Origin of the sequence: Pontivivens insulae (genome assembly GCF_900302495.1) — a bacterium.
In the GTDB taxonomy this organism is placed as follows: domain Bacteria; phylum Pseudomonadota; class Alphaproteobacteria; order Rhodobacterales; family Rhodobacteraceae; genus Pontivivens; species Pontivivens insulae.
In genome coordinates this window covers 204,195-228,476 of the sequence record NZ_OMKW01000004.1, presented here as the reverse complement: position 1 = coordinate 228,476, position 24,282 = coordinate 204,195, and the positions used below count along the sequence as shown (strand labels likewise).

Genomic DNA, 24,282 nt, shown 5'->3' with positions numbered 1-24,282 from the left:
GACTTGAACGTCATTGCACACGATTGCACTCAAACGCGCAAGCCCCGGCCTCTTGGCAGGAAAGCAGCTGCGCGGCCCGGATCATGCGATTTGGCGGTTGGTTTGCAGCGCGTGGCTGTTAGTCTCCGATGAAAGACAAATGGAAGGAGCCCGTGCAGATGATGCTCGACGGCGAAAAGGAACCTCAATTTTCCCAGCCGATCCGGCAGATCCTGCTGATGGTGCTCGTTCTGGTGCTGACTGGGATCGGGGGCTTTTTTGTCTACGGCTCGGTCGCCCAGGTCTTCCTCGCAAATATCTATCTGAATGGCTTCATCATGCTGGTCTTCGTGATCGGCGTCTTGGCCTGTTTCTGGCAGGCTTTGCAGCTTGTAAGCTCGGTAAATTGGATTGAAGGCTTCGCCCTGAACCGACCGGGCCATGAATTCGTTCAGTCGCCGCGCCTTCTTGCCTCGCTCGCAGCCTTGCTAAAGGATCAACGGGCGCGGCGTGGGCTGACGGCGAATTCATCCCGATCCATCCTCGACTCTGTCGCGACGCGTCTGGATGAAGCCCGTGACATCACGCGCTACATCATCAACCTTTTGATTTTCCTCGGCTTGCTCGGCACCTTCTACGGCCTTGCAACGACAGTTCCCGCCGTTGTTGAGACGATCCGGTCCCTCGCCCCGCAAGGGGAGGAGGAAGGTATCGCTGTCTTCGAACGCCTGATGAGCGGTCTTGAGAGCCAGCTTGGCGGCATGGGCACGGCCTTCGCGTCGTCCTTGCTGGGCTTGGCCGGATCGTTGGTCGTGGGCCTGCTCGAACTCTTTGCCGGTCACGGGCAAAACCGGTTCTACATGGAACTGGAAGAATGGCTCAGCTCCATCACCCGGATTGGCGTTACGAATGCCGAAGGGGAGACGGTTGCCGCTGGTGCGGGCGCCGATCTTGGCAACCTCGCGGAGATCATGCAGCGCGCAGAAGAGCGGCGCGCAGAAACCGATGCCCGCCTCGCTCAACTTGTCAGCGTTGTTGAGGGATTGGCCGCAGGTACCCAACGTGGCCCGGATCCAGCCCTGCAACAGATCGCTGGTGGTCAAGAACGCCTGATCGCCGCTGTCGAAGCACAGGCGCAATCCGCAGGCGCGCTGGACGAAGAAACGCGTGCCCGCCTGCGTAGTATTGACGGGCAATTGCTACGCCTTCTGGAAGAGCTTGCCGCAGGCCGTCAGGACAGCGTCACGGAAATTCGTGCTGAGATCGCTGCGCTGACAGCGGCACTGCGAGATAGCTGATGGCGCTCAAACGTCGGACAGGGGAGCGGTTCACCGCCAATATTTGGCCCGGATTCGTCGATGCGATGACGGCTCTGCTCTTGGTTTTGATGTTCGTTCTGACGATCTTCATGGTGATGCAATTTGTGCTGCAAGAGACCATCACCGGTCAGGATCGCAGACTGGAAGAACTTTCGGTCGAGCTGTCATCTTTGGCCGAGGCTTTGGGCATCGAACAACGCCTCACCGCAGATCTGGAAGAGAACGTCTCGCAGTTGAGCAGCGATCTGGATCAGTCCGAAGAGCTCGCCGCAAGCCGTGCGCTGATGATCGCGACGCTGGAAGCGCAGGTTGAGGATGCGCAGGGGCGCATTTCAAGCTTTGAGGAGCAGGTCGCAAGCCTTCTCGCACAAAACTCCGACCTTGATGCAGCATTGATCGCGTCGCGCACGCGGGCGGGTGAGCTGACGGAACAGGTCGCAGAACAGCAGGACCGTCTGACCGCCTCCGCAGAGGAGATCGCCCAACTGCGGGACGCAAACGCCAGAGAGATCAGCCGCGCCGAAGCCCTGCAACTGGCATTGGCACAAGCGCGCGATGAGATTGACGAACGTGTCGAGGCCGCCCGCCTTGCCGCTGCACAGCGGGAGGCGTTGGAGCAATTGATCGCCGAACTGCAGACCACGACGGCAGCACAGGAAAGCGATCTTGCGGCTCTGGCAGCCGCGCTCGCGGAAGAAGAAGGCGTGAACCTGACACTGTCCAGCCAGTTGGCGGAGACCGAAGCACAACTCTCTGCCGAGGAGGCCGCCCGACTGCGGGAAGAGGCCGCCGTGGCCCAGCTGCGAGAGCGCCTCGCGGGCGTCGAGACGTCTCTGAGCGACGAGGAGGCCGCCCGGCTGGCCGAAGCCGCCGCCGCAGAGCGGTTGCGGGAACGCTTGCGCCAGTCAGATGCGGAATTGACGGCCATGACTCTGTCGCTTGAACAAGCACGGCAGGAAGCCGAAGACACTTTGACCCTGTTGGCCGCCGCCGAACAGGCCCGCACACTGACCGAGCAAGCGCGTGCCGATGATCAGAGCGAGTTGGAGCGCCAGAACGGCCTGCTGCAACAGGCGAACCGCTTGCTGAGCGAAGAACGCACCGCGAGCGCCGAGGCCCGGCGCGAAATTGCCTTACTCAACAGTCAGACAGCGACATTGCGCCGCCAGTTGGCGCAGCTTCAGGCCCTCTTGGACGAGGCCGCGGAACGTGATGAAGCCAATCAGGTGCAGATCGAGGCTTTGGGCAGTCAGCTCAATACCGCGCTGGCACAGGTGGCGGCAGAGCAACGCCGCAGGGCGGAGGCACTCGAAAGCGAAGCTGAACAGCTGCGCGCGTATCGGTCAGAATTCTTCGGTCGAATGCGCGATCTTCTGGAGGGGCAAGACGGGGTACGCGTCGTCGGGGACCGCTTCGTTTTCTCATCCGAGGTGCTCTTTGAACCCGGCTCCGCCGATCTTGGTTTTGACGGACGCCAGCAGATCACACAGGTCGCACGTGTGATCCAGTCGATCGTGGATGAGATCCCCGAAGACATTAACTGGATCCTTCAGGTCAACGGGCATACCGACCGCATTCCGGTTGGGCGCGCCTCTGCATATGCGGACAACTGGGAGCTCAGCCAAGCGCGGGCACTATCCGTCGTGCGCTACTTGGCCGAGGTCGAGGGCATCGCCCCGCAGCGACTCTCCGCGGCCGGATTTGGGGAATTCCAGCCCGTGGACGAAGGCCGCAGCGCAGAGGCATTGGCCCGCAACCGCCGCATCGAGTTGAAGTTTACTGAACGCTAAGACCGTGGCCCTTCATCGTTTGGGAACCACAATAGCTGATGCAAAAAGGGCGCCCCGCAGGACGCCCTTTTAGATTACTTCGCTGTCAGTAGCGGTGGCCGATCATCAGATGACAATCTCTTGCCATCCTCCGACATGTCGAGGACCAGTTCTCCATCGCGGACGGAGACGCGCACAACGCCACCCTTGGCCAACTTTCCGAACAGCAACTCCTCTGCCAATGGCTTCTTGATGTGCTCCTGGATCACGCGGCCCAGCGGACGCGCGCCCATCTTGTCATCATAACCTTTGTTGGCCAGCCACTCGGCAGCAGGCTTGGTCAATTCGATGGTCACGTTGCGATCCATAAGCTGCGCCTCAAGCTGAAGCACGAACTTCTCGACCACCTGCAAAATGACGTCTTTCGGCAGAGCGCCAAACGAAATGATCGCATCCAGACGGTTGCGGAATTCCGGTGTAAACGTCCGTTCGATTGCAGCGGTATCCTCGCCCTCGCGACGCTCGCGGCCAAAGCCCATCGCGGTTTTGGCAAGCTCGGAAGCCCCCGCATTCGATGTCATGATCAACACGACATTGCGGAAATCCACCGTGCGGCCGTTGTGGTCGGTGAGCTTACCGTGGTCCATCACCTGCAACAGGATGTTGTAGACGTCGGGGTGGGCTTTCTCGATCTCATCGAGCAGCAGAACACAATGTGGATGCTGGTCCACGCCATCGGTCAACAAACCGCCCTGGTCGAAGCCGACATAGCCCGGAGGCGCACCGATCAGGCGCGAAACGGCATGCTTCTCCATGTATTCCGACATGTCGAAGCGCAGCAGTTCCACGCCAAGCGTATCGGCAAGCTGCTTGGCCACCTCAGTCTTACCGACACCGGTTGGACCCGCGAACAGGTAGTTTCCGATGGGCTTTTCCGGCTCGCGCAAACCCGCACGGCTGAGCTTGATCGCAGAGCTGAGTGCCTCGATCGCCGCATCCTGTCCGAACACCACCCGCTTGAGCGAGGCTTCCAGATCCTTGAGCACCTCAGCGTCATCTTTCGAGACGTTCTTCGGCGGGATGCGCGCAATTTTCGCGACCACAGCCTCAATCTCTTTGGCGGTGATCGTCTTGCGCCGCTTGCTGTCGGGCAGCAGGTGTTGCGCCGCGCCCGCCTCGTCGATCACGTCGATCGCTTTGTCCGGCAGCTTGCGGTCATGAATATAGCGCGCGGCGAGTTCCACAGCTGACTTGATCGCCTCGGCGGTGTAGCGGATCTCGTGATGCTCTTCGAAGATCGGCTTCAGACCGCGCAGGATCTTCACCGCATCATCAACGGTCGGCTCTTTCACATCGATCTTCTGGAACCGGCGGGAGAGGGCGCGATCCTTTTCGAAGTGCTGACGGTATTCCTTATAGGTCGTGGATCCCATGCAGCGCAGGCCACCATTCTGAAGCGCGGGCTTCAGCAGATTGGAGGCGTCCATCGCGCCGCCCGACGTCGCGCCCGCACCAATCACGGTGTGAATCTCATCAATGAAGAGCACCGCGTCAGGGTGATCCTCGAGCTCCTTCATCACGGCCTTCAGCCGCTCCTCGAAATCACCGCGATAGCGGGTGCCCGCAAGCAGCGCGCCCATATCCAGCGAATAGATCGTTGCATCCGCCAGAACCTTCGGCGTTTGGCCGTCAACAATCTTGCGCGCAAGACCTTCAGCAATTGCCGTCTTGCCGACACCGGGATCACCGACCAAGAGCGGGTTGTTCTTGCGACGGCGGCACAGCACCTGAATGCAACGCTCAACCTCATCTGCACGCCCGATCAGCGGATCGACATCGCCAAGGCGGGCCTTCGCGTTCAGATCGACACAGTATTTCTCAAGCGCGGTCTCTTCCTTACCGCCCTGGCCGTTTGCACCACGCTGCTCTTCCTCCGACGTGTCTTCGGCACCCAAAACCGGGCGGCTGTCAGAATGCGCGGGGTCCTTGGCAACACCGTGCGAGATATAGTTGACCGCATCATAACGCGTCATGTCCTGCTCTTGCAGGAAATAGGCCGCGTGGCTCTCACGCTCAGCAAAGATCGCGACCAGCACGTTGGCACCGGTCACTTCCGTCCGGCCAGAACTTTGCACATGGATCGCTGCGCGTTGGATCACACGCTGGAACCCGGTTGTCGGCGCAGCTTCCGACCCTTCGATGTCAGAGACAAGGGCGTCGAGCTCTTCATCCAGGAAATTCACGAGTGTGGTGCGCAGCCGTTCCAGATCGACCGAACAGGCCGTCATCACGCGCGCCGCGTCAGGCTCATCAATCAAAGCAAGCAGCAGATGCTCCAGCGTTGCCAGTTCATGCTTACGCGCATTCGCCTGAGACAGAGCTTCGTGAATTGCGGTTTCGAGGGTGTTAGAAAATGATGGCATACCGCAAATCCTCTCATACAGCCGACGCCGTCACCCGCGTCGGGCAGGCACAACATAGTGCCTCTCATAACATTTCGGGTTCAGGCCCAATCAATCAAGGGCAGAACGTCGTGATTCACCTATTTCGCGCGAAATTGACGCGCCGCGAGTGGATCACTTACCGGATGAGGGGAATTGGGAATGCGGCCCGCCCCTGTCAAGGGGGCGGGCCTGATCAGATCAGCCGAACTCGATCAGCAGGTCTTTGGCATCGACCTGGCTGCTGGCTGGCGCGTGGATCTGGGCGATGACACCGTCGCGATCGGCATGGATCGCCGTTTCCATCTTCATCGCCTCGATGGTGAGCAGCATGTCGCCCGCGGTCACCTTTTGACCGACGGTGACAGCCACCGACGCGATCACGCCTGGCATGGGGGCTGCAACATGGTCGGCGTTGCCAAGCTCTGCCTTTGGCCGTTTCGCCGAACTTGCGGCCGCCTTGCGATCTGCCACGCGGATAACGCGCGGCTGACCGTTCAGCTCGAAGAAGACTTTCACGTCACCATCTTCAGTGGTCTCGCCAATGGCCTGCAGGCGCACGATGAGCGTCTTGCCGGCATCAAGCTCAGGCTGAATTTCCTGACCCGGCTCCATACCATAGAAGTACACATTCGTCGGCAGGATACGCACCGGGCCATAGGTCCGGTGACGGCCCATATAGTCGAGGAAGACTTTCGGATACATCAGGTAACCGTTAAGATCCTCGTCATCGACAGCAAAGCCGTTCAACTGGCCAGACAGATCAGCACGCGTGGCTTCCAGATCGACGGGAGGCAAATGCGCGCCGGGCCGTTCGGTTGAGGCTTTCTCCCCCTTCAGCACCTTCTTTTGCAGCTTCTTGGGCCAGCCACCGGGAGGTTGGCCCAGATTTCCGCGCATCATGTCCACGACCGAGTCCGGGAAGGCCACATCCACCTTGGGATCTTCGACCTGCGCGCGGGTGAGGTTCTGGCTGACCATCATCAGCGCCATATCACCGACAACCTTCGAGGACGGCGTAACCTTCACGATATCGCCGAACATCTGGTTGGCATCCGCATAGGCCTGAGCAATCTCGTGCCAGCGGTCCTCCAGCCCCAGGCTGCGCGCTTGCGCCTTGAGGTTGGTGAACTGTCCGCCGGGCATCTCATGCAGCCAAACCTCGGACGAGCCGGATTTCATGGTCGTCTCAAAGGCCGCATATTGATCGCGCACATTCTCCCAATATTCGGAGATTTCGCGCAGCGCCTTGCGGTCCAGCCCGGTATCGCGATCGGTGTTGGCGAGCGCTTCAACGATAGAGCCAAGGGGCGGCTGGGCGGTGAGGCCGGAGAACGCATCCATCGCCGCATCGGCCGCATCTACACCGGCTTCGGCAGCGGCCAGCACGGTCGCGCCAGAAATGCCAGACGTGTCATGCGTGTGGAAGTGGATCGGCAGCCCGACCTCTTCCTTCAGCGCCTTCACCAGCACCCGCGCCGCCGCAGGCTTGAGCAGACCCGCCATGTCTTTAAGGCCGATCACATGCGCCCCGCCATCGCGCAGCGCCTTGCCCATCTCGACATAGTATTTCAGGTCATACTTCGCGCGATCCGCGTCGAGAATGTCGCCTGTGTAGCAGATTGTGCCTTCGCAGACCTTCCCACTCTCGATCACGGCGTCCATGGCGACGCGCATGTTCTCGACCCAATTGAGGCTGTCGAACACACGGAACACGTCCACGCCGGTCTCGGCGGCCTGCTTGACGAAGGCTTGGACAACGTTGTCGGGGTAGTTCGTGTATCCCACACCGTTTGAGGCACGCAGCAGCATCTGCGTCATGATGTTGGGCATGTTCTTGCGGATGTCGCGCAACCGCTGCCAAGGGCATTCCTGCAAGAAGCGGTAGGCCACATCGAAGGTCGCGCCGCCCCAGCATTCAACCGAGAACAGCTCGGAAAGCTGGTGCGCATAGGTCGGCGCGATCGCGATCATGTCATTCGAGCGCATGCGGGTCGCCAGAAGCGACTGGTGGCCATCGCGCATGGTCGTATCAGTGAGCAACAGGCGATCCTGCGCCAGCATCCAGTCCGCGACGCCTTTTGCCCCTTCTGCTTCGAGGATCTGGCGCGTACCTGCGGGCGGTGCATCAACAGGGGCTTTCGGTGCTTTTGGCAAACGCGCATGCGCGGGCGGTTTCGGCCGTCCATCTACGTCCGGGTGGCCGTTGACGGTGATATCCGCGATATACGTCAGAATCTTCGTCGCCCGGTCCTGACGCTGCTCAAACTCGAACAGCTCGGGCGTCGTGTCGATGAACTTCGTCGTATAGGTGTTGTTCAGGAAAGTCGGGTGCTGGAGCAAATTCTCCACAAACGCGATGTTCGTGGCCACCCCGCGAATACGAAACTCCCGCAACGCGCGGTCCATCCGCCGGATCGCCGCGTCCGGTGTGGGCGCCCAGGCCGTCACCTTGGTCAGCAGAGAGTCGTAATAGCGGGTGATCACAGCGCCGGAATAGGCCGTACCGCCATCCAAGCGGATGCCCATGCCGGTGGCCGAACGATAGGTGGTGATCCGGCCATAATCGGGAATGAAGTTGTTTTGCGGGTCCTCGGTCGTAACCCGACATTGCAGCGCATGGCCGTCGAGCTTTACGTCATATTGAGACGCAACACCCGTCGCTTCCGTAAGGCTCTTGCCCTCGGCGATCAGGATTTGCGCACGCACAATGTCGATGCCGGTGACTTCCTCGGTCACGGTGTGCTCAACCTGCACGCGGGGGTTCACCTCGATGAAGTAGAATTCACCCGAATCCATATCCATCAAGAACTCGACCGTGCCCGCGCACTCGTAATTCACATGGGCGCAGATTTTGCGGCCCAGCTCGCACAGCTGCTCACGCTGCGTTGCGGAGAGGTAGGGCGCAGGTGCCCGCTCCACGACCTTTTGGTTGCGGCGTTGGACAGAGCAGTCCCGCTCATAAAGGTGATAGATGTTGCCGTGCTTGTCGCCGAGGATCTGGACCTCGACATGGCGGGCATGCTGGACAAGTTTTTCCAGATAGCCCTCACCATTGCCGAAGGCTGCCTCAGCCTCCCGCCGGCCGGCAAGGACCATGTCCTCCAACTCATCCGCGTGCATGATCGGGCGCATCCCCCGGCCACCGCCGCCCCAGCTGGCCTTCAACATGAAGGGATAGCCGACCTCGTCCGCCATGCGGCGTACTTCATCCATATCATCCGGCAGAACCTCTGTGGCGGGAACGACGGGAACCCCCGCCTCCATCGCCACGCGGCGCGCGCTTGCCTTGTCACCCAACGCGCGCATCGTTTCCGCCTTCGGTCCGATGAAGGTGATCCCATTTGCCACACAGGCATCCACGAAGTCCGGGTTCTCAGACAGAAGGCCATATCCCGGGTGGATCGCATCTGCGCCAGACAGCTTTGCCACGCGAATGATCTCATCAATGCTCAGATAGGCTGCGACAGGTCCCAGCCCCTCTCCGATGCGGTAGGCCTCGTCCGCCTTGAACCGATGGAGGCCAAGTTTGTCCTCTTCGGCAAAGACGGCCACCGTCTTTTTGCCCATTTCATTGGCGGCGCGCATGATGCGGATCGCAATCTCGCCGCGGTTGGCAATCAGGATTTTCTGGAAGTCAGCCATGGGGCCCTCCGGTCAGGGGGTCGCGTTGGCGAAGTGTTAGCGTGGCAAAATTACTGTCACAATACGCAATAGCGGGTAGGACGTGGACCGCGCTGGAATCCACCCCCCAAATTTCGGGATCGTCGCTTCAGGCGTCGATTCCCGCAATTATATTGCGGCGCAAAAACTTGCACCGCAGCGCACAAGTCTAAAACTGGGTTGCCTCGGCCTCTAGACACGTGCGGTCCAACTCTGCCAGCAGATCAAGTTGCGGCCCGGTCACCGGCAATTCGTAGCGAAAGAAATACCGCATCGTCGTGACCTTTCCTGCGGCAAAATCCGTGTCACTATGATCGCGGACCGCAATTGCCTGTCGCAGCCACAGCCATGCGACAACGACATGTCCAAGCATGTCGAGATAGATGGTCGCATTCGCCAGATAGGCTTTCGGGTCAGTCATAGCCGCACTGGCCATCGCCAGCGTCACCTCGCCAACACGCTCTAACAGCACGGCCAACTGATCCCGTTCTTCGGGAAAAGCGTCTGCTGCCGATAACGTGGTGCCAATTTCGCCCGAGAGGGCACGCAGCGGCGCACCGCCATCCTGCACAACCTTGCGACCGAGCAGATCCATTCCCTGAATGCCCTTAGTCCCCTCGTGGATCGGGTTGAGACGATTGTCGCGGTAAAGACGTTCCACGGGATAATCCCGCGTGTACCCGTACCCACCATGGATCTGGATAGCGATATCGTTGGCGCGCAAGGCGAATTCGGAAGGCCAGCTCTTGATGATCGGCGTGAGGATGGCAAGCAACTGGGTGGCCGTCTTGTCGTCCATCCGCTCCCGATCAACGAGGCTCGCCGCATACATTGAAAGAGCGAGTGACCCCTCAGCATAAGCGCGCGCTTGCATCAACTGGCGCCGTATATCAGCATGTTCAATTAGCGGGATCATTGGCGAGGTCGGGTCACGCTCATCCACCGCGCGCCCTTGTGTGCGATCCTTCGCATAGGCAAGGGCATGCAAGTAGCCGGACACACCCATAACGGCGGCGCCATGCCCAACACCGGTGCGCGCTTCATTCATCATGTGGAACATCGCATTTAGGCCGCGATTTTCGTCGCCAACCAGCCAGCCCACCGCACCGTCATGCTCGCCAAAGTTGAGCGCACAGTTCGTCGTGCCGCGATATCCCATCTTGTGATTGAGCCCTGCCGTCGCGACATCGTTACGCGATCCATCCTCAAGTCTGCGTGGCACAAGGAACAGGCTGATCCCCTTCGTGCCTGCCGGCCCACCGGGGATCTTCGCCAGAACGAGATGAAAGATGTTCTCCCCCATCTCGTGATCCCCGCCAGAAATCCACATCTTTGAGCCGAACAACCGGAAAGAGCCGTCCTGCTGCCGCTCGGCACGGGTGCGAATGTCGCCAAGACTCGACCCTGCATGCGGTTCGCTCAGACACATCGTGCCAAAGGCCCGCCCCTCGACAAGCGGTGTGAGGTATTTCGACTTCTGCTCATCTGTTCCATAGGCCGCCAGCAGATTGCCCGCCGCTGCGGAAAGGAACGGATAGGCGGCAAACCCGCAATTGGCCGCAACGAACCACCCCGCCGCAGCCTGCCCGACGATATAAGGCAGCTGCATGCCGCCATCAGCCTGTGCAAACCCTGCGGCTGGAAAGCCAGCCTCGGCATAGGCTTTCAACGCCGTCTCCGTCTCGGGAATGACATGCGCCACGCCGTCCTCAAGCCATGGCTCGTTCGCATCCGCCTTGGCTGCAAAGGGCTGAAACAGATCCTCGGCGAGCTTTTCCGCCGTTTGCAGGATTTGCGCACAGCCTTCGCGATCATGATCAGCATAGAGGGGATGGGACAGAATATCGGCCAGACCAAACACGTCATCCATCAGGAAATCTATGTCGCGAGCATTCAGGATGTTGGGCATATCGTCGTCTCCCCCTCGTTTTGCGCCAGCCTAGCGGAGAGCCGCGAAAGGTCAGCCCTGACGTGGCGTGACGAGCGGTCGCGCCATCACCAACGCATCCGTCGCGGTTCCATCCTTACGCCGGTAATAATTGCGCCGCTGGCCAGAAATCGTGAACCCGGTCTTCGCATAGAGCGCCCGCGCCGCAGCGTTCGTTCCGTCGACTTCCAGAAACAGTTCAACAGCGCCCCGCGCTTGCGCCATCTCGCAAACCAACGTCATAAGTTCGGTTCCGATCCCCTGCCCGCGTGCCGCCGGATCGACAGCGATCGTGAGCAGTTCGGCCTGATCGGCTATCACCTGAACCACGGCGAAACCACGACGTACCCCGGCGAGAAATTGCCGAGGTGAGGCCAAGACCTCTCGAAACTCTTCTGCTGTCCACGGTCGCGGAGCCTCATCAAAACATGCGGCATGCAGCTTCGCGAGATCCTCTGGCACCATCAATCAAGCATCTCCGGCACAGGCTCGGATGAGGGTGCGGCATCCGCTGGCCTGACATAAAGCGGTGCGGCGCGTTCCAATCGTCCATCCGCGATACGCATCTCAACCAGATGCGCCAGGCGCAGCAGATCGACCCGCTCCCGCGCCTCCCATGCCTGTGCTGACAAAAGCGCTGCCGCTTCTTCTGCCCGGTGCCCGATGACGGTCCAATCAGGTTGCGGCGCGGCCAGCGCCAATTTCTTCATGTCTGTCAGTTCGATGTCGGCTTGGGGGATCTCATTTCGGAAAACCTGCGCATAAACCCGATCTTGCCGAGCATCCGCCAATGCCAGAACCGGGCCGCTTTGCGCAACGAATGTGTCCAGTAACGGAATACCGATCGCAGGGACTCCAACGGATAGCGACAGCCCCCGCGCAGCGGCGACCGCAATGCGAATACCGGTGAAGTTGCCGGGTCCGACACAAACACCAATCGCGGTCAACTCGCCCCAGCCAACCTTTGCGTTCCCCAGAACCTCTTCGAGCAAAGGCACCAACCGCTCCGCCTGGCCGCGCGCCATTTCCTCACGCGCTTGCGCAAGAACTGCCCCTTCAGAGACGAGAACGGCCGCGCAATGCGCGGCCGAGCTATCAAAACAAAGGATCACCGGATCAGACGCCCACGGGGCGGACTTCGGTGACTTCAGGGATGTAGTGACGCAGCAGGTTTTCGATTCCGTGCTTGAGCGTCATGGTCGAGGATGGGCATCCGGCACATGCGCCCTGCATGTGCAGATAGACAACGCCGCGGTCAAATCCGTGGAACGTGATATCGCCACCATCCTGCGCCACGGCCGGGCGTACGCGGGTGTCGAGCAGCGTCTTGATCTGGCCCACAATCTCCCCGTCTTCGCCATCATGCTCTGCATGGCCAACAGTTCCTGCATCGCCGTCCATAACAGGCTGGCCGGACTGGAAATGCTCCATGATCGCGCCAAGCAACGCGGGTTTGATATGCTCCCAAGCGACGGCGTCGGTCTTCGTGATCGTCACGAAATCCGGTCCGAAAAAGACGCCTGCAACGCCTTCAGTCGCAAAGATGCGCTTTGCCAGCGGAGAGGCTTCTGCCGCCTCAGCACTCGGAAAATCGGCGGTGCCCGCGCTCATCACAGCCTGACCAGGCAGAAACTTGAGGGTCGCGGGGTTCGGGGTCGCCTCGGTCTGGATAAACATCGCACGGGTCTCCTGAATAACGGTTCGCTCGTTAAAATGCCCATTCCGACAGAAACATTCAAGATTGATTTGGAATGATTCCAAAAAGCGGCGCATGAGCAAGCTCACGCGCCGAAGTTCCCCAACCGTTAGGCGGGTGTGAAGTTGAGCGCGAAGCCATTGATACAATGGCGAATGCGCCCTTCTATGTGAACGATATGTCCCAGATGGCTGCCGCATCTGCGGCAATGCGCCTCGATGTTGGTGTTTTCGGCGGACATCTGCCCGTATTCGCTGACGGCGCCGTCAATTCCGGTCAGCACGGTGTCCGGCTCACTGTGGTCGAAGAAGACCCAGCCTTTCTGGACAACAGCACGCCACTGAGACGAGTAGACCGTCAAATCGCAGCCACCGCACTGAAATGTTCCAGCGCGAAAATCGCTGACTTTCGGTGAAGAAAATTGCGGCTCCGTCCCGCCTTCTCGCAAAATGCGATAGGGTTCAGGCTCCAATATAGCGCGCCATTCCGCGTCAGAGCGCTGAACTTCATAAATGATCGGGTCGACTTCGGCGGTCGCTTGGGTCGCGACGAGAGGCGCCAGTGCCGCCCCGGATGCCGTGCTTGCAAGAAACGCACGGCGGCTTTGCATCTTGGCCATTGGGGTACTCCACGAGTTAGATCAGATGATCCGACACTTGGGGAGAACCCGCTAAACAGGCAAAACACGTTCTGACACCTAAGCGTGAACAGGTTTGCCCATCAACAGACGGCGCGGATTTGCTCCAACGTCATTTCACCGGGCACGACTGTCACAGGCACCGGCATATTGGCTGCCATGCGGCCAGCCAACTGGCTGACCAGTGGTCCCGGCCCGTCACCCTGGGTGCCAGCGGCCAAAACAAGCACACCGATCTCCGGATCGCTCTTGATCTGGTCGAGAACTTCCTTCGCCGTTTCACCCTCACGGATGATTAGCTCAGGGGTAATCCCCTCGTTTTCCATCATCTTTTCGCGGAAAAACGCAAACCGTTCCTCAATCTTCTCGCGTGCCTCTGCGCGCATCAAATTGCCAACGCCCATCCAATGCTGGAACTCCTCTGGCTGAATGACCGACAGGATCTGCACACCGCCACCGGTCTTACAGGCCCGCATGGCGGCAAAGCGGATTGCGTTCACGCATTCCGGACTATCATCCAACACGACCAGAAATTTGCGCATATTCCCCCCCGAAATGTTCGGCTGCGTCCAGCGTGACGTGGGCGCACGCGGCTGACAAGCCCCTGTTCAATTGGCCAGCAGGCGCAGCGCCAACGCTCCCAGAAAGGTCCCGGTGATCCGGTCGATCAAGGGTTTGGCCCGCCGATACCGCCTGCGCGCTCCCTCAGCCGCCATCAGCAGCGCAACCAGCGCGTACCACAGGAACTCGTTTGCAAAAACGATCACGAAGATCGCCAGAAGCATCCCGCCGCCCGGCTCCGGCGGCACGATCACAACGAAGATGGACCCGAAAAACACTGCAACCTTCGGGTTCGCCAACTGCGTTAACAAACCGACCCGAATCGCCGATGTTGAGAGCGCGGCAGCGCCCACCTCCGCCTCCTGCACCGGCGCGCGCGCATGCCGCCACAGCATCACGGAAAGGTAGAGCAGAAAAGCCGCTCCCGCCCAGCGCAAACCGACCAAAAGCCAAGGTGCTATTTCGAAGAGAGCGGCCAGACCAAACCAAGCCCCCACGGCCCAGATCAGCGTTCCAAGGCCAAGACCGAAGGCAACAAGCAATCCCCTGCGCGCGCCGCCTGCCGCAGCTTCCCGCAATACGAGGAGGAAGGACGGCCCCGGACTTGCGACAGCCGCGAGGTGCGTCAATGCGAAGGTGAGCAGAACCAAGGCTGTGGTCATCAGATCAATCCACCGTCAAAAGCCGCTGCATCATGTCGTCCTGAAGCCATGTCCAGCGGCCCCCGGCCATAGTGCCCCGAATACGCAAGGTATCTTCTTCCACGAACACAAGATCGGCGCGGGCACCGGTGGCAATCCTGCCCCGGTCGGCGAGCCCGATGAGGCGCGCCGGTCCCGCAGACACAAGCGCCCAAGCCTCGGGCAGCCGCATTCCCCCCGACATCAGCTTAAAGGCCGCCTGCGCAAGCGATGGATAGTGATAATCCGACGCAAGCGCCAGACACGCCCCCGAAGCGATCGCGTCAGCCGCGGCCAGATTGCGGTGCTGGGATCGGCCCCGCACCACATTGGGTGCCCCCATCACGACCGTGCCGACAGCAGCCTCAGCCGCCATCGGAAACTCTGCGATCTTCGCACCCAGATCATCGAAACACGCCCGCCTCTCAGCCGTCGCATCATCATGCGAGCCAAACGTCACACCTGGTAACTGGGAGACAAAACGCCCCAGCGCGGCCTGAACCTCCGCGCCTCGCGCATGCGCAGCTTGCATGATGGCGAGATGCTGCTCAGGTGAGCGCCCTGACCTCAGGGCTGAACCCGTCAATCTTGGCGGCACCTTTCCAGCCTCCAGGGCGCGATGCGGCAGATTGTCGTTGAACACCACATAGTCGATGCCGCTCGACCGTACGAATTCTGCAACCTCATCCATCTGGTCCGTCAGATGGGTCTCAAGGCGAAGCTGCATCCTCAGATCCGCCAGCGCAGGATAGTTCTGCAATGCCGTGGCCATCTCGCGCGCAAAAGCTGGCGCACGCATGCCGCCTTCCCAGCTCCAGAACTGCGCAAGCCAAGCCGTTGTCACACCGCAGGCCCCCAGTTCCGCATCCAAAGCCGCCAATCCGGCCAGGGGGTTTGCAAGCGCACCACGGCGCGGCGCCAGGTGACGCTCAAAGCCATCACCGTGAAGATCAATGATTCCGGGCAGAACAAGATAGCCGGAAAGATCAACCTGGCGACCGCCCCGCTCGACGATCTGATCGCCCTCGACACAAACGCTTCCGCCCGTCAGTCCATCCGGCCGCAGAACCTTGGCGCCCTCGAATGTCAGCGCCCGTGTCATGAAAAAATGGCGACCCCTGGAGGATTCGAACCCCCGACCTGATGATTAGAAGTCACCTGCTCTATCCAGCTGAGCTAAGGGGCCTAAATGGGGTCAGTGCGTCCACGCGCCCTTACGGTCATGGGCAAAGTTGTCGCCATAGCCACGCGCGCGGATGTTGGCCGCGCGGGATTTGGGCTCGATCACCTGATGCGGAATACCGTGACGTCGTGCATATTCAACAGCAGAATCCTTGTCTGCGAACTTCAAACGCACTTGCCCTTGAGTATCACCAGACCCCTGCCAGCCCATCAGCGGATCAATTCGCTTTGCCTCAGCCGCCTCGAAATCGAGAACCCACTGACGTGTTCCGGCAGTACCAGATGACATAGCGGTCTTTGCAGGCTGATAGATGCGGGCAACCATGGTGAGCACTCCTGATCCAATAAGACCGGGTATATAAAAAAATAGCGCCGACGCAAGGGATGCGTCGACGCGATCATCATGAAAAGGTCTGGCTAAAATTAGTCCAGCAACGCGACCCGAATTTCGGCCGGTTCGGCTGCATTGCGTGCCGCGTAGAGCGTGTCGAAATACGCACCACTCGCACCTTGCACACTTCCAATCATGTGATGTGCCAAACGCTCCACCTCCCCTTCTGCCGGCTCAGGCGCGGTTGCGAAGATCAGGGCTACAAAGGCAAATCCTAAAACGAAGACACCGTTTATCGCTTGGCGCATAACATACTCCATTGATTAAAATAAATTTTCAAATGTACCGCACTAACGCAGCCGGGCGTCGGCGAGTTCCCGCCGAGCGAAAAAAAGTGGAGGGGGGTTCCCCGGCGACGGGTGCGGAGTTGTGGGTGGGTGGGTGGCACACCCGCCGCCAAAGGATTGCTGCTTGCCCGACAGGATTTAAATCAGCCATCGCCGCTGGCAACGGATGTCAGCAGACTCGATGTCCGGCATTTTAGAGGTATGTGTCGCATTTGAATGCCCGGGCCACATCACTATGTTGGATGGGAACAGCGTAGGACGAAAACATGAACACCACTGTCGACGCCATTGTCCTGCCCGAAGTTGTCCGACCGGATCGTGAAAAGCTTGAGGGCGGCAAACGCTTCGTCATGAAAACGGATTTCAATCCCGCAGGCGATCAGCCAACGGCTATTCGGGAACTGTCAGACGGCGTGAATGACGGGGAGCAAGATCAGGTCCTGCTGGGCGCAACCGGTACGGGTAAGACCTTCACCATGGCCAAGGTGATTGAGGAAACTCAGCGCCCCGCCATCATCCTCGCGCCCAACAAGACACTCGCCGCTCAGCTCTATGGGGAGTTTAAGGGCTTCTTCCCCGATAACGCAGTCGAGTATTTCGTCAGCTACTATGACTACTACCAGCCCGAGGCCTACGTCCCTCGGTCAGACACTTATATCGAAAAAGAAAGCCAGATTAACGAGCAGATTGACCGGATGCGGCACTCGGCCACCCGCGCCCTGCTCGAACGCGATGACGTGATCATCGTGGCGTCCGTTTCCTGCATCTATGGCATCGGATCGGTGGAGACCTATGGTGCGATGACGCAAGACCTGATGGTTGGCAAAGAGTATGATCAGCGCAAGGTCATGGCCGATCTGGTCGCCCAGCAATATCGCCGCAACGATCAGGCCTTCCAGCGCGGTTCGTTCCGTGTCCGCGGCGACAGCCTCGAAATCTGGCCCGCCCACCTCGACGACCGGGCGTGGAAGCTGAGCTTTTTTGGCGAGGAGTTGGAGAGCATCACCGAATTCGATCCGCTGACCGGGCAGAAACAGGGCGTGATGGAGAAGGTCCGCGTCTACGCAAACTCCCACTACGTTACGCCGCGCCCGACGATGGCGCAGGCCGTACAGTCCATCAAGAAGGAGCTCAAGCAGCGCCTCGATCAGCTCGTGAACGAAGGCAAATTGCTTGAGGCGCAGCGCCTCGAACAGCGCACGAATTTCGATATCGAGATGCTTGAAGCCACGGGCGTCTGCAACGGGATCGAAAACTATTCGCGCTACCTGACAGGCCGTGCGCCCGGCGAACCACCGCCAACGCTCTTCGAATACATCCCCGACAATGCGATTGTATTTGCGGACGAGTCCCACGTCTCCGTTCCGCAGATCGGCGGCATGTACAAAGGCGATTACCGGCGAAAGTTCACGCTCGCCGAGCATGGCTTCCGCCTGCCGTCCTGCATGGACAACCGCCCGCTCAAGTTCGAAGAATGGGACGCGATGCGGCCCCAATCCATCTACGTTTCGGCGACGCCGTCCGCCTGGGAACTGGAACAGGCGGGCGGGGTCTTTACCGAGCAGGTGATCCGGCCAACGGGCCTTCTCGATCCTCCGGTGGAGATCCGTCCGGTCGAGATGCAGGTGGATGATCTGCTCGACGAAATCCGCAAAGTGGCTGCAGACAACTACCGCGTGCTCGTGACGGTGTTGACCAAGCGCATGGCCGAGGACCTGACCGAGTACCTGCATGAACAGGGGATCAAAGTCCGCTACATGCACTCCGACATCGACACGGTCGAGCGGATCGAGATCCTGCGCGACCTGCGCCTTGGTGTGTTCGATGTGCTGGTGGGCATCAACCTGTTGCGGGAGGGGCTCGACATCCCCGAATGCGGCCTCGTCGCAATTCTCGATGCGGATAAAGAGGGTTTCCTGCGATCAGAAACCTCCCTGATCCAGACCATCGGACGTGCCGCACGCAACGCGGACGGGCGGGTCATCATGTATGCCGACCGGATTACAGGCTCGATGGAACGGGCTTTGGGCGAAACCAACCGCCGCCGCGAAAAGCAGATGGCGTATAATGAGGAACACGGCATCACGCCTGAGACGGTCAAGAAGAACGTCGAAGACATTCTGGCCGGGCTCTATAAGGGCGACACCGATCAGAGCCGCGTCACCACCAAGATCGACAAACCCATGCATGGCGACAATTTCGCCGCGCATCTGGAAGGTCTGCGCAAGGAGATGATCAAGGCCGCAGAGAACCTCGAATTCGAAGAAGCCGCCCGCCTCCGCGACGAGGTCAAGCGGCTTGAGGCCATCGACCTTGCCATCGCAGATGACCCAATGGCCCGACAGTCAGAGGTCGCCAAGGCCGTGGCCGAGCGCGATAAGAAATCGGGCCGATCGACGGCTGGTCGCGGCGGAACCCGCGTGCGCTACGGCAAGACCCAGAAGAAATTCTGATCCGTCAGCATTCGGCGATCCGTCCCGATATGAAATTTATGGGTTGAATGTAGCTTTTGTCACCGTCGGTGCCTGCCGAGTTGTGCAAATCGTGCCCCCCTACAAGGGGACACACATGATCAGAAATATTTGCGCGGCAGCCCTGCTTTTCCTTTCGGGCTGCGCCGCACCGCACACCAATCCCGATGCGACGGCCGTAATGCAAAAGGACTATGTTCTGTCGGTCAGCAGTTTCGGGCGGACGGCCTATGGAACGACCGGCATGAACGACGCGGGCATGGGCACGCGTGTCGGCTTCGAGAATATCGAGGGTCAGACGCATGTCTGCGGCGGACGTTTCGCAATTGACTTCATCGGCAACAGATTTCTGGACGGCGCAATCATCTATCTTGACGATCAACGTGTCGTCAGCGGCACCCGGTGGATGACCCCGCTCAACCTGAATGATCTGCAAGACAGTGTTCAGGTCGCATGCCGTGCGGTCGACATACCCTGGCAGGACAGCCTGAGATCCAATCGCGGTCTGCGTGTCGAATTGCCCGATAGCGTTCCGGGATAATGCTGGATCGGCACGCCGTTGATCATCTTCGCAAAATACCAGCGCCGATTTGAAACCTTTTCGCATCCTGTCCCGTAAGTAAGGGCAATGGTTGTTTGGAGGGTTCGTGATGCAAGTGATATTGAGGGCAATTGTCCTTCTGACGTTGATGTGGCCGGTTCAGGCCACTGCGGATGAGGCTGCGGCCCGCGAAGTCATCCAAAGCCAACTCGACGCCTTTCAACGCGACGATTTTGAGGAGGCGTTCACCTACGCCTCCCCCACCATCAAGGGCCTCTTCGGAACACCAGACCGGTTCGGGCAGATGGTCATGAACGGCTATCCGATGATATGGCGTCCATCCGCCAGCCGCTTCGGGGTGGGCGAACCCGATGGTGACGCATGGATCCAGCGGGTCATCTTTGAGGATCTGCGCGGGCGCACCCATGTTGCGGAATACACGCTGATCGAAACTGACGAGGGCTGGCAGATCAATGGTGTGACGCTTTTGCCCAACACGGGCGTCGGCACGTAAGTTAACTGATCCTTAACGGCTCAACCTGTATCGCTGAAAAACCGGGCCATCTGCGCATGCGGTGGCCTTTTTTCAGAGCAGACCCGATCCGGCCACGGGGCTGTGATCCGAATTTCTCCCTGCCTGTGCCGGGCTGCTCCCTGACCCACTCGGATCCATCCGCGCGCCGGATCGCGCGAAAGGATTGGATCATGAACAAAGTCATTACAGACGGCATCACCCTTATGCCCCCCGCATTCGCTGACGGCCTGTCGGCTTGGTCGCGCGTGGACGGACGTCCGGGGGATGCGAGTTATCTCGGCGCAGCGGATGCCTTCATTGTCACAGCGGATGCCGATTTCGGTGACTGTCTGGAGATCACCAAGACTGAAACCATTCAGCGCCTCCGCTCCTTTACCGAAACACCGGTCACGCCCGGCTGCTATCTCAAGATCAGCGCGCGGGTAAAACTTGTCGGGGGCAACCGACCCAATGTCCGTATTGCAGCTTACGCCGGCGGGGCGGGCGGTGGCGCGGTTGCAAATGTGCTGACCACCGGTCCTGAGACGTTCCTGGCCAATTACGGCGTACCGTATGAGATCACCGCAATTGTGGGTGCGGGGAACCGGTCCGGAGTCGATATGGGCTGGGGACCAACGGCACAATTCGGACATTTCGGCCTCGATATCACAGGCGACAATGGGGCCGTCGTTCGCATCGAATCCATTCGTATTGAAGATGCGACAGAGGCCTTCCACCGCACGCTGATGGATTGGGTTGACGTGCGCGACTATGGCGCGGTCGGCGATGGTGTCACGGACGACTCCGTCGCGTTTCTCGAAGCGGACGCTGCAGCGAATGGACGTGATGTTCTGGTGTCGGAAGGCACCTACTTCATCGGACAATCCATCACGATGGACGCGCATATGCGCTTTACCGGCACAATATCGAACGCCTCGCCCGGTCGGATCGCCTTCACCGAAAACTACTGCTTCGACACCTATATGGATGCGTTTGGGGATGAGCAGATCGCATTGGAGCGGGCCATACAGGCGCTCTATGGCTTCACCGACCATGACAGCCTCGATCTGAATGGTCGCCGCATTTTGCTGACACGACCGATCGACGTACAGGCCATCGTGGCTGATCGCGACCGGCTCAACTCCCGCCGAGTGATCCGCAATGGCCGTATCGAAACATCCAGTTCGGGGACCTGGGACACAACCACGACCACCTCGACAGCCAGTTACTCGACGTCGAATAATCTCAAGCTTACATCCGTCGCCAACATTGCCACGATTGAGGTTGGCAGCCGGATCACGGGCGCGGGCGTCGGGCGAGAGGTCTATGTGCGTGAAGTGGACACCGCTGCAGGGGAACTGACGCTCAGCCAGCCGCTCTTCGCCGTCGCCGCGTCGCAAAGCTATACCTTCACCCGCGACCGCTACATGCTCGACTATTCAGGGTGGGAATTTCTGGGCCGCCAGGTCTTTCATCAGGTGGAGTTCCACGGCGGCGCGCGCAACTCAGCGATCATGTTGCCCCGCGATGGGATTGCCTGGCACATCAAGGATTGCTGGTTCCTGCAACAGGCTGACCGGTGCATTACCTCGATTGGCGAGGGCTGTAACGGCATGACCATCGAAGGGAACGAGTTCCTGTCATCCCAGATGCCCGACAATGTCGTGGACCGGACGGTCATCGCACTGAACACCAACAAGAACGACATCAAGTTACGCAACAACCGCGCTGTGCAATTCAAGCATTGGGCCGTGCTATCGGGGGGTGGGCACCTGATCGTTGGGAACCACTTCTGGCAAGGCGACGATGTCGCCGGAAATGCGCCCCGCACCGCTGGCATCGTGTTCTGTAATGCAAGTGTGAAGTCCACACTGACGGGCAACTACATCGACAACGCCTTCGTCGAACTGACCAACGAACACACCGCCAACCGCACGTCGAACCGGCCCTATGGCAACCTCACGATCACCGGGAATATCTTTACCGCGTCAGGCGTCGGAAATGATTTTGCCTATCTCGTCGTGCGCCCGACCGCGACGGCGCGCAGGCTCGACGGCTATATCGTGACGGACAATGCGTTCAAGACGATTGGCGGCGGCCAGATGTTCCGGGTCGAGAAGGTCGACACGACCTGGGGCTCGCTTGACAGCAGCCAGTTCCGCAATGTCGTCTTTCAGAACAATGCGTTCGAGGAAGTCACCATCCGCACTCAGTCACCGGTGGTCGTGTCTTTCAACGAGTTCTTCAACAAGACCAGCTGGGATGTACAGACCGGCGGGCGACTGCCCTTTGGCGGCCGCGCCATGGCGGCTAGTGCGCCCGCCCCGCTGTCAGACGTCAACGGCTATGATGGACGCCTGCCGACGGTCAGCCTGCAACACGGCGTCGACGGCTCGCAGGTTGGATTAAACTGGTACACATCCGTGCGCGGCACGGTTCAGATGACGATCTGGGGCGACATCCCAACCTGATTGCACTCAGGCCGCACGCGCATTTCGAAGATGCGCGTGCACCTCCTGTATTAACGCGACCCGATCAACGGGCTTGGGCACATATCCGTCCAGACCATGCGCCAGATAGCGTGTGCGATCCTCTGGCAAGGCATCCGCAGTCAGGGCGATCACGGGCAGATCGACGTCGATCTCGCGGATCTTTGCAAACGTCTCCAAACCATCCAGATCAGGCATGTTCATATCGAGCAGGACCAGATCGAAGCCCCCGGCCTCCAACCTGTCCAGCGCAGCATATCCACCGGACACACTCTCCGTCTGGTGGCCTTCAGCGCGCAGAAACGCCTCGGTGATCATACGGTTGGTCTCTACATCATCAACGACCAGGATCCGGGCCGCAACAGCAGCCGGATCAATCTCTCCCGCAGATGGCTTGAGGGCGGAGCCGGATGTCGGCAGCTCAGCCAACGGGGCCGGGAAGCTAAGGCGGAATGTCGTCCCGGCCGGACCAGTCCGATAAAGGCTCACATCCCCCCCCATCGCCCGCGCAATCCCGCGCGAGATCGAAAGCCCTAAGCCTGCACCCCCCGCAACACGTTCCCCGCCGGTCGGCTTGTGCCCCAATTCAAACAGGTGCTCGCGAACCCCCGCGGGCAGACCCGGCCCGGTATCGCGGACCTCAATATGCAGGCAATCCTCGGTATCCGGCTGCATCACAACAACACGGACTGAACCTTCCTCAGTATATTTCAGCGCATTGTTTAGAAGGTTGGTCAGACACTGCCGCATGCGCAGTGGATCAAAAGACGCCACCTCGGGCACCCCATCCAGAACCCGCAGGCTCAAATGCAAGCCCCGCGACTGGGCCAGCGGCTGATGCAGATCCACGATGGCCTGTATCTGCTTCACCAGGCGCGACGGCCGCCGCCGGATCTCGATGTGACCATTTTCCACTGATTGGATGTCGAGCACATCATCCACAATCTCGCGCATTGAAAGTGCCGACTCCGCCAACGCATCGATCCGGCGCGGCGTCTCGGCGCTGGAAAGATCTGTTCTCAGCAGCTGACTGACCCCCATGATCGCGTTCAGCGGTGTCCGCAACTCGTGGCTCATCGTCGCCAGAAAGCGGGTCTTGCCCGCGCTGGCATCCAGCGCTTTCGTGCGGGCGTTCAAAAGTTCTGTCTGCATCCGGTTCAACGACAGCATGCCGTTGATAAAATAAACGATCAGAACGATTGCACCGAAGGTGCTGATCATCAGAAAAGTGACGTCTTGCGTCTCCTGGTAGAACAACGCCACAAGCACGAAGAATGAGAGCATCACAGGAAGGGCTGATGCGATGGCCAGCGGCATATGCGGCGTCCGCAAAAGGATGACATGCATCAATGCACCAGTCAGACCAATGATTGCGACATAGCGCTCATAGTCCGCACCGAAACGCCACAAGGCGATCATCGCGATGACCACTGACGCTCCACCGGTTACACCACTGATCACAAGCCCGCTGTAAGTCACGACAGTTGGGGCCGTGGGGTATCGCGCAAAAAACCGGAACGACGCTGCTTCAGAGCACAGGTAACAAATGGCTGCCGCCAAAGGCACCGCCGGGCCAATCCGCAGACCAACAATCGAAAACAGGGCTCCAAGCGCAAGGGTTCGTCCGACGAAGTCGTTCTTCAGAACACGATTTTGTCGTTCCAGCTCGCTCAACGTGCGCGCTGACGCATACCCTGCCATGACCCACCTCGACAGATGCGCCCCCATTCCGTCT

Annotated in this window: 19 protein-coding genes and 1 tRNA gene; 6 read left to right on the top strand and 14 right to left on the bottom strand. The window is 59.7% G+C overall.

Going from position 1 to position 24,282, the window contains the following annotated elements:
- Positions 1-158: 158 nt before the first annotated feature.
- Positions 159-1,277: a biopolymer transporter ExbB gene (locus POI8812_RS15180; protein ID WP_108783775.1), complete on the top strand. Its 1,119-nt coding sequence runs from the start codon at positions 159-161 to the stop codon at positions 1,275-1,277.
- The gene (locus POI8812_RS15175; protein ID WP_108783455.1) at positions 1,277-3,088 is read left to right on the top strand and encodes a peptidoglycan -binding protein; all 1,812 of its coding nucleotides are present in this window, start codon (positions 1,277-1,279) and stop codon (positions 3,086-3,088) included. The genes POI8812_RS15180 and POI8812_RS15175 overlap by 1 nt, the downstream gene beginning before the upstream one ends.
- Before the next feature lie 74 nt (positions 3,089-3,162).
- Here the strand turns inward: POI8812_RS15175 and clpA are convergent, their stop codons facing one another.
- From clpA to POI8812_RS15110, 13 genes are all read right to left on the bottom strand, one after another.
- The gene (gene clpA, locus POI8812_RS15170) at positions 3,163-5,490 is read right to left on the bottom strand and encodes an ATP-dependent Clp protease ATP-binding subunit ClpA (protein ID WP_108783454.1); all 2,328 of its coding nucleotides are present in this window, start codon (positions 5,488-5,490) and stop codon (positions 3,163-3,165) included.
- 219 nt (positions 5,491-5,709) lie between these two features.
- Positions 5,710-9,153 carry a pyruvate carboxylase gene (gene pyc, locus POI8812_RS15165; RefSeq protein ID WP_108783453.1) on the bottom strand — a complete coding sequence of 1,148 codons (3,444 nt, stop codon included), beginning with the start codon at positions 9,151-9,153 and terminating at the stop codon, positions 5,710-5,712.
- Positions 9,154-9,340: 187 nt separating this feature from the next.
- On the bottom strand, positions 9,341-11,080 hold the full coding sequence (locus POI8812_RS15160; protein WP_108783452.1) for an acyl-CoA dehydrogenase: 1,740 nt from the start codon (positions 11,078-11,080) through the stop codon (positions 9,341-9,343).
- 51 nt (positions 11,081-11,131) lie between these two features.
- Positions 11,132-11,563 carry a ribosomal protein S18-alanine N-acetyltransferase gene (gene rimI / locus POI8812_RS15155; protein ID WP_108783451.1) on the bottom strand — a complete coding sequence of 144 codons (432 nt, stop codon included), beginning with the start codon at positions 11,561-11,563 and terminating at the stop codon, positions 11,132-11,134.
- A complete protein-coding gene (gene tsaB, locus POI8812_RS15150) occupies positions 11,563-12,210 on the bottom strand; it encodes a tRNA (adenosine(37)-N6)-threonylcarbamoyltransferase complex dimerization subunit type 1 TsaB (RefSeq protein ID WP_245895442.1) in 648 nt (215 codons plus the stop codon). Before tsaB ends, rimI begins: the two co-directional genes overlap by 1 nt.
- Positions 12,211-12,214: 4 nt before the next feature.
- Positions 12,215-12,775, bottom strand: a complete 561-nt coding sequence (locus POI8812_RS15145; protein WP_108783774.1) for a NifU family protein — start codon at positions 12,773-12,775, stop codon at positions 12,215-12,217.
- Positions 12,776-12,903: 128 nt separating this feature from the next.
- Positions 12,904-13,413 (bottom strand): peptide-methionine (R)-S-oxide reductase, encoded by a 510-nt coding sequence (locus tag POI8812_RS15140; protein ID WP_108783449.1) that lies wholly within the window; start codon positions 13,411-13,413, stop codon positions 12,904-12,906.
- 101 nt (positions 13,414-13,514) lie between these two features.
- On the bottom strand, positions 13,515-13,973 hold the full coding sequence (locus POI8812_RS15135) for a universal stress protein (RefSeq protein ID WP_108783448.1): 459 nt from the start codon (positions 13,971-13,973) through the stop codon (positions 13,515-13,517).
- Positions 13,974-14,039: 66 nt separating this feature from the next.
- On the bottom strand, positions 14,040-14,654 hold the full coding sequence (locus POI8812_RS15130; RefSeq protein ID WP_108783447.1) for a LysE family translocator: 615 nt from the start codon (positions 14,652-14,654) through the stop codon (positions 14,040-14,042).
- A 4-nt stretch (positions 14,655-14,658) separates the two neighbouring features.
- Entirely contained in the window at positions 14,659-15,774 is a 1,116-nt protein-coding gene (locus POI8812_RS15125) for an alpha-D-ribose 1-methylphosphonate 5-triphosphate diphosphatase (RefSeq protein ID WP_108783446.1), read from the bottom strand.
- A 7-nt stretch (positions 15,775-15,781) separates the two neighbouring features.
- A tRNA-Arg gene (locus POI8812_RS15120) sits at positions 15,782-15,858 on the bottom strand.
- A gap of 9 nt (positions 15,859-15,867) precedes the next feature.
- Positions 15,868-16,179 (bottom strand): ETC complex I subunit, encoded by a 312-nt coding sequence (locus POI8812_RS15115; RefSeq protein ID WP_108783445.1) that lies wholly within the window; start codon positions 16,177-16,179, stop codon positions 15,868-15,870.
- A 98-nt stretch (positions 16,180-16,277) separates the two neighbouring features.
- On the bottom strand, positions 16,278-16,493 hold the full coding sequence (locus POI8812_RS15110) for a hypothetical protein (protein WP_146186183.1): 216 nt from the start codon (positions 16,491-16,493) through the stop codon (positions 16,278-16,280).
- Positions 16,494-16,798: 305 nt separating this feature from the next.
- Here POI8812_RS15110 and uvrB point away from each other — a divergent pair, with 305 nt between their 5' ends.
- The 4 genes from uvrB (at position 16,799) to POI8812_RS15090 (ending at position 22,529) form a co-directional block, all read left to right on the top strand.
- Positions 16,799-18,985, top strand: coding sequence for an excinuclease ABC subunit UvrB (gene uvrB / locus POI8812_RS15105; RefSeq protein WP_108783443.1), 2,187 nt, complete (start codon positions 16,799-16,801; stop codon positions 18,983-18,985).
- Between the two features lie 115 nt (positions 18,986-19,100).
- Positions 19,101-19,544, top strand: a complete 444-nt coding sequence (locus POI8812_RS15100) for a hypothetical protein (RefSeq protein WP_108783442.1) — start codon at positions 19,101-19,103, stop codon at positions 19,542-19,544.
- Between the two features lie 109 nt (positions 19,545-19,653).
- Positions 19,654-20,058 (top strand): DUF4864 domain-containing protein, encoded by a 405-nt coding sequence (locus POI8812_RS15095; RefSeq protein ID WP_108783441.1) that lies wholly within the window; start codon positions 19,654-19,656, stop codon positions 20,056-20,058.
- A gap of 191 nt (positions 20,059-20,249) precedes the next feature.
- Positions 20,250-22,529 (top strand): glycosyl hydrolase family 28-related protein, encoded by a 2,280-nt coding sequence (locus POI8812_RS15090; protein WP_162844979.1) that lies wholly within the window; start codon positions 20,250-20,252, stop codon positions 22,527-22,529.
- Between the two features lie 6 nt (positions 22,530-22,535).
- On the opposite strand, the gene POI8812_RS15085 is transcribed toward POI8812_RS15090, so the two are convergent.
- A complete protein-coding gene (locus tag POI8812_RS15085) occupies positions 22,536-24,248 on the bottom strand; it encodes a response regulator (RefSeq protein ID WP_162844978.1) in 1,713 nt (570 codons plus the stop codon).
- Between the last annotated feature and the right edge of the window lie 34 nt (positions 24,249-24,282).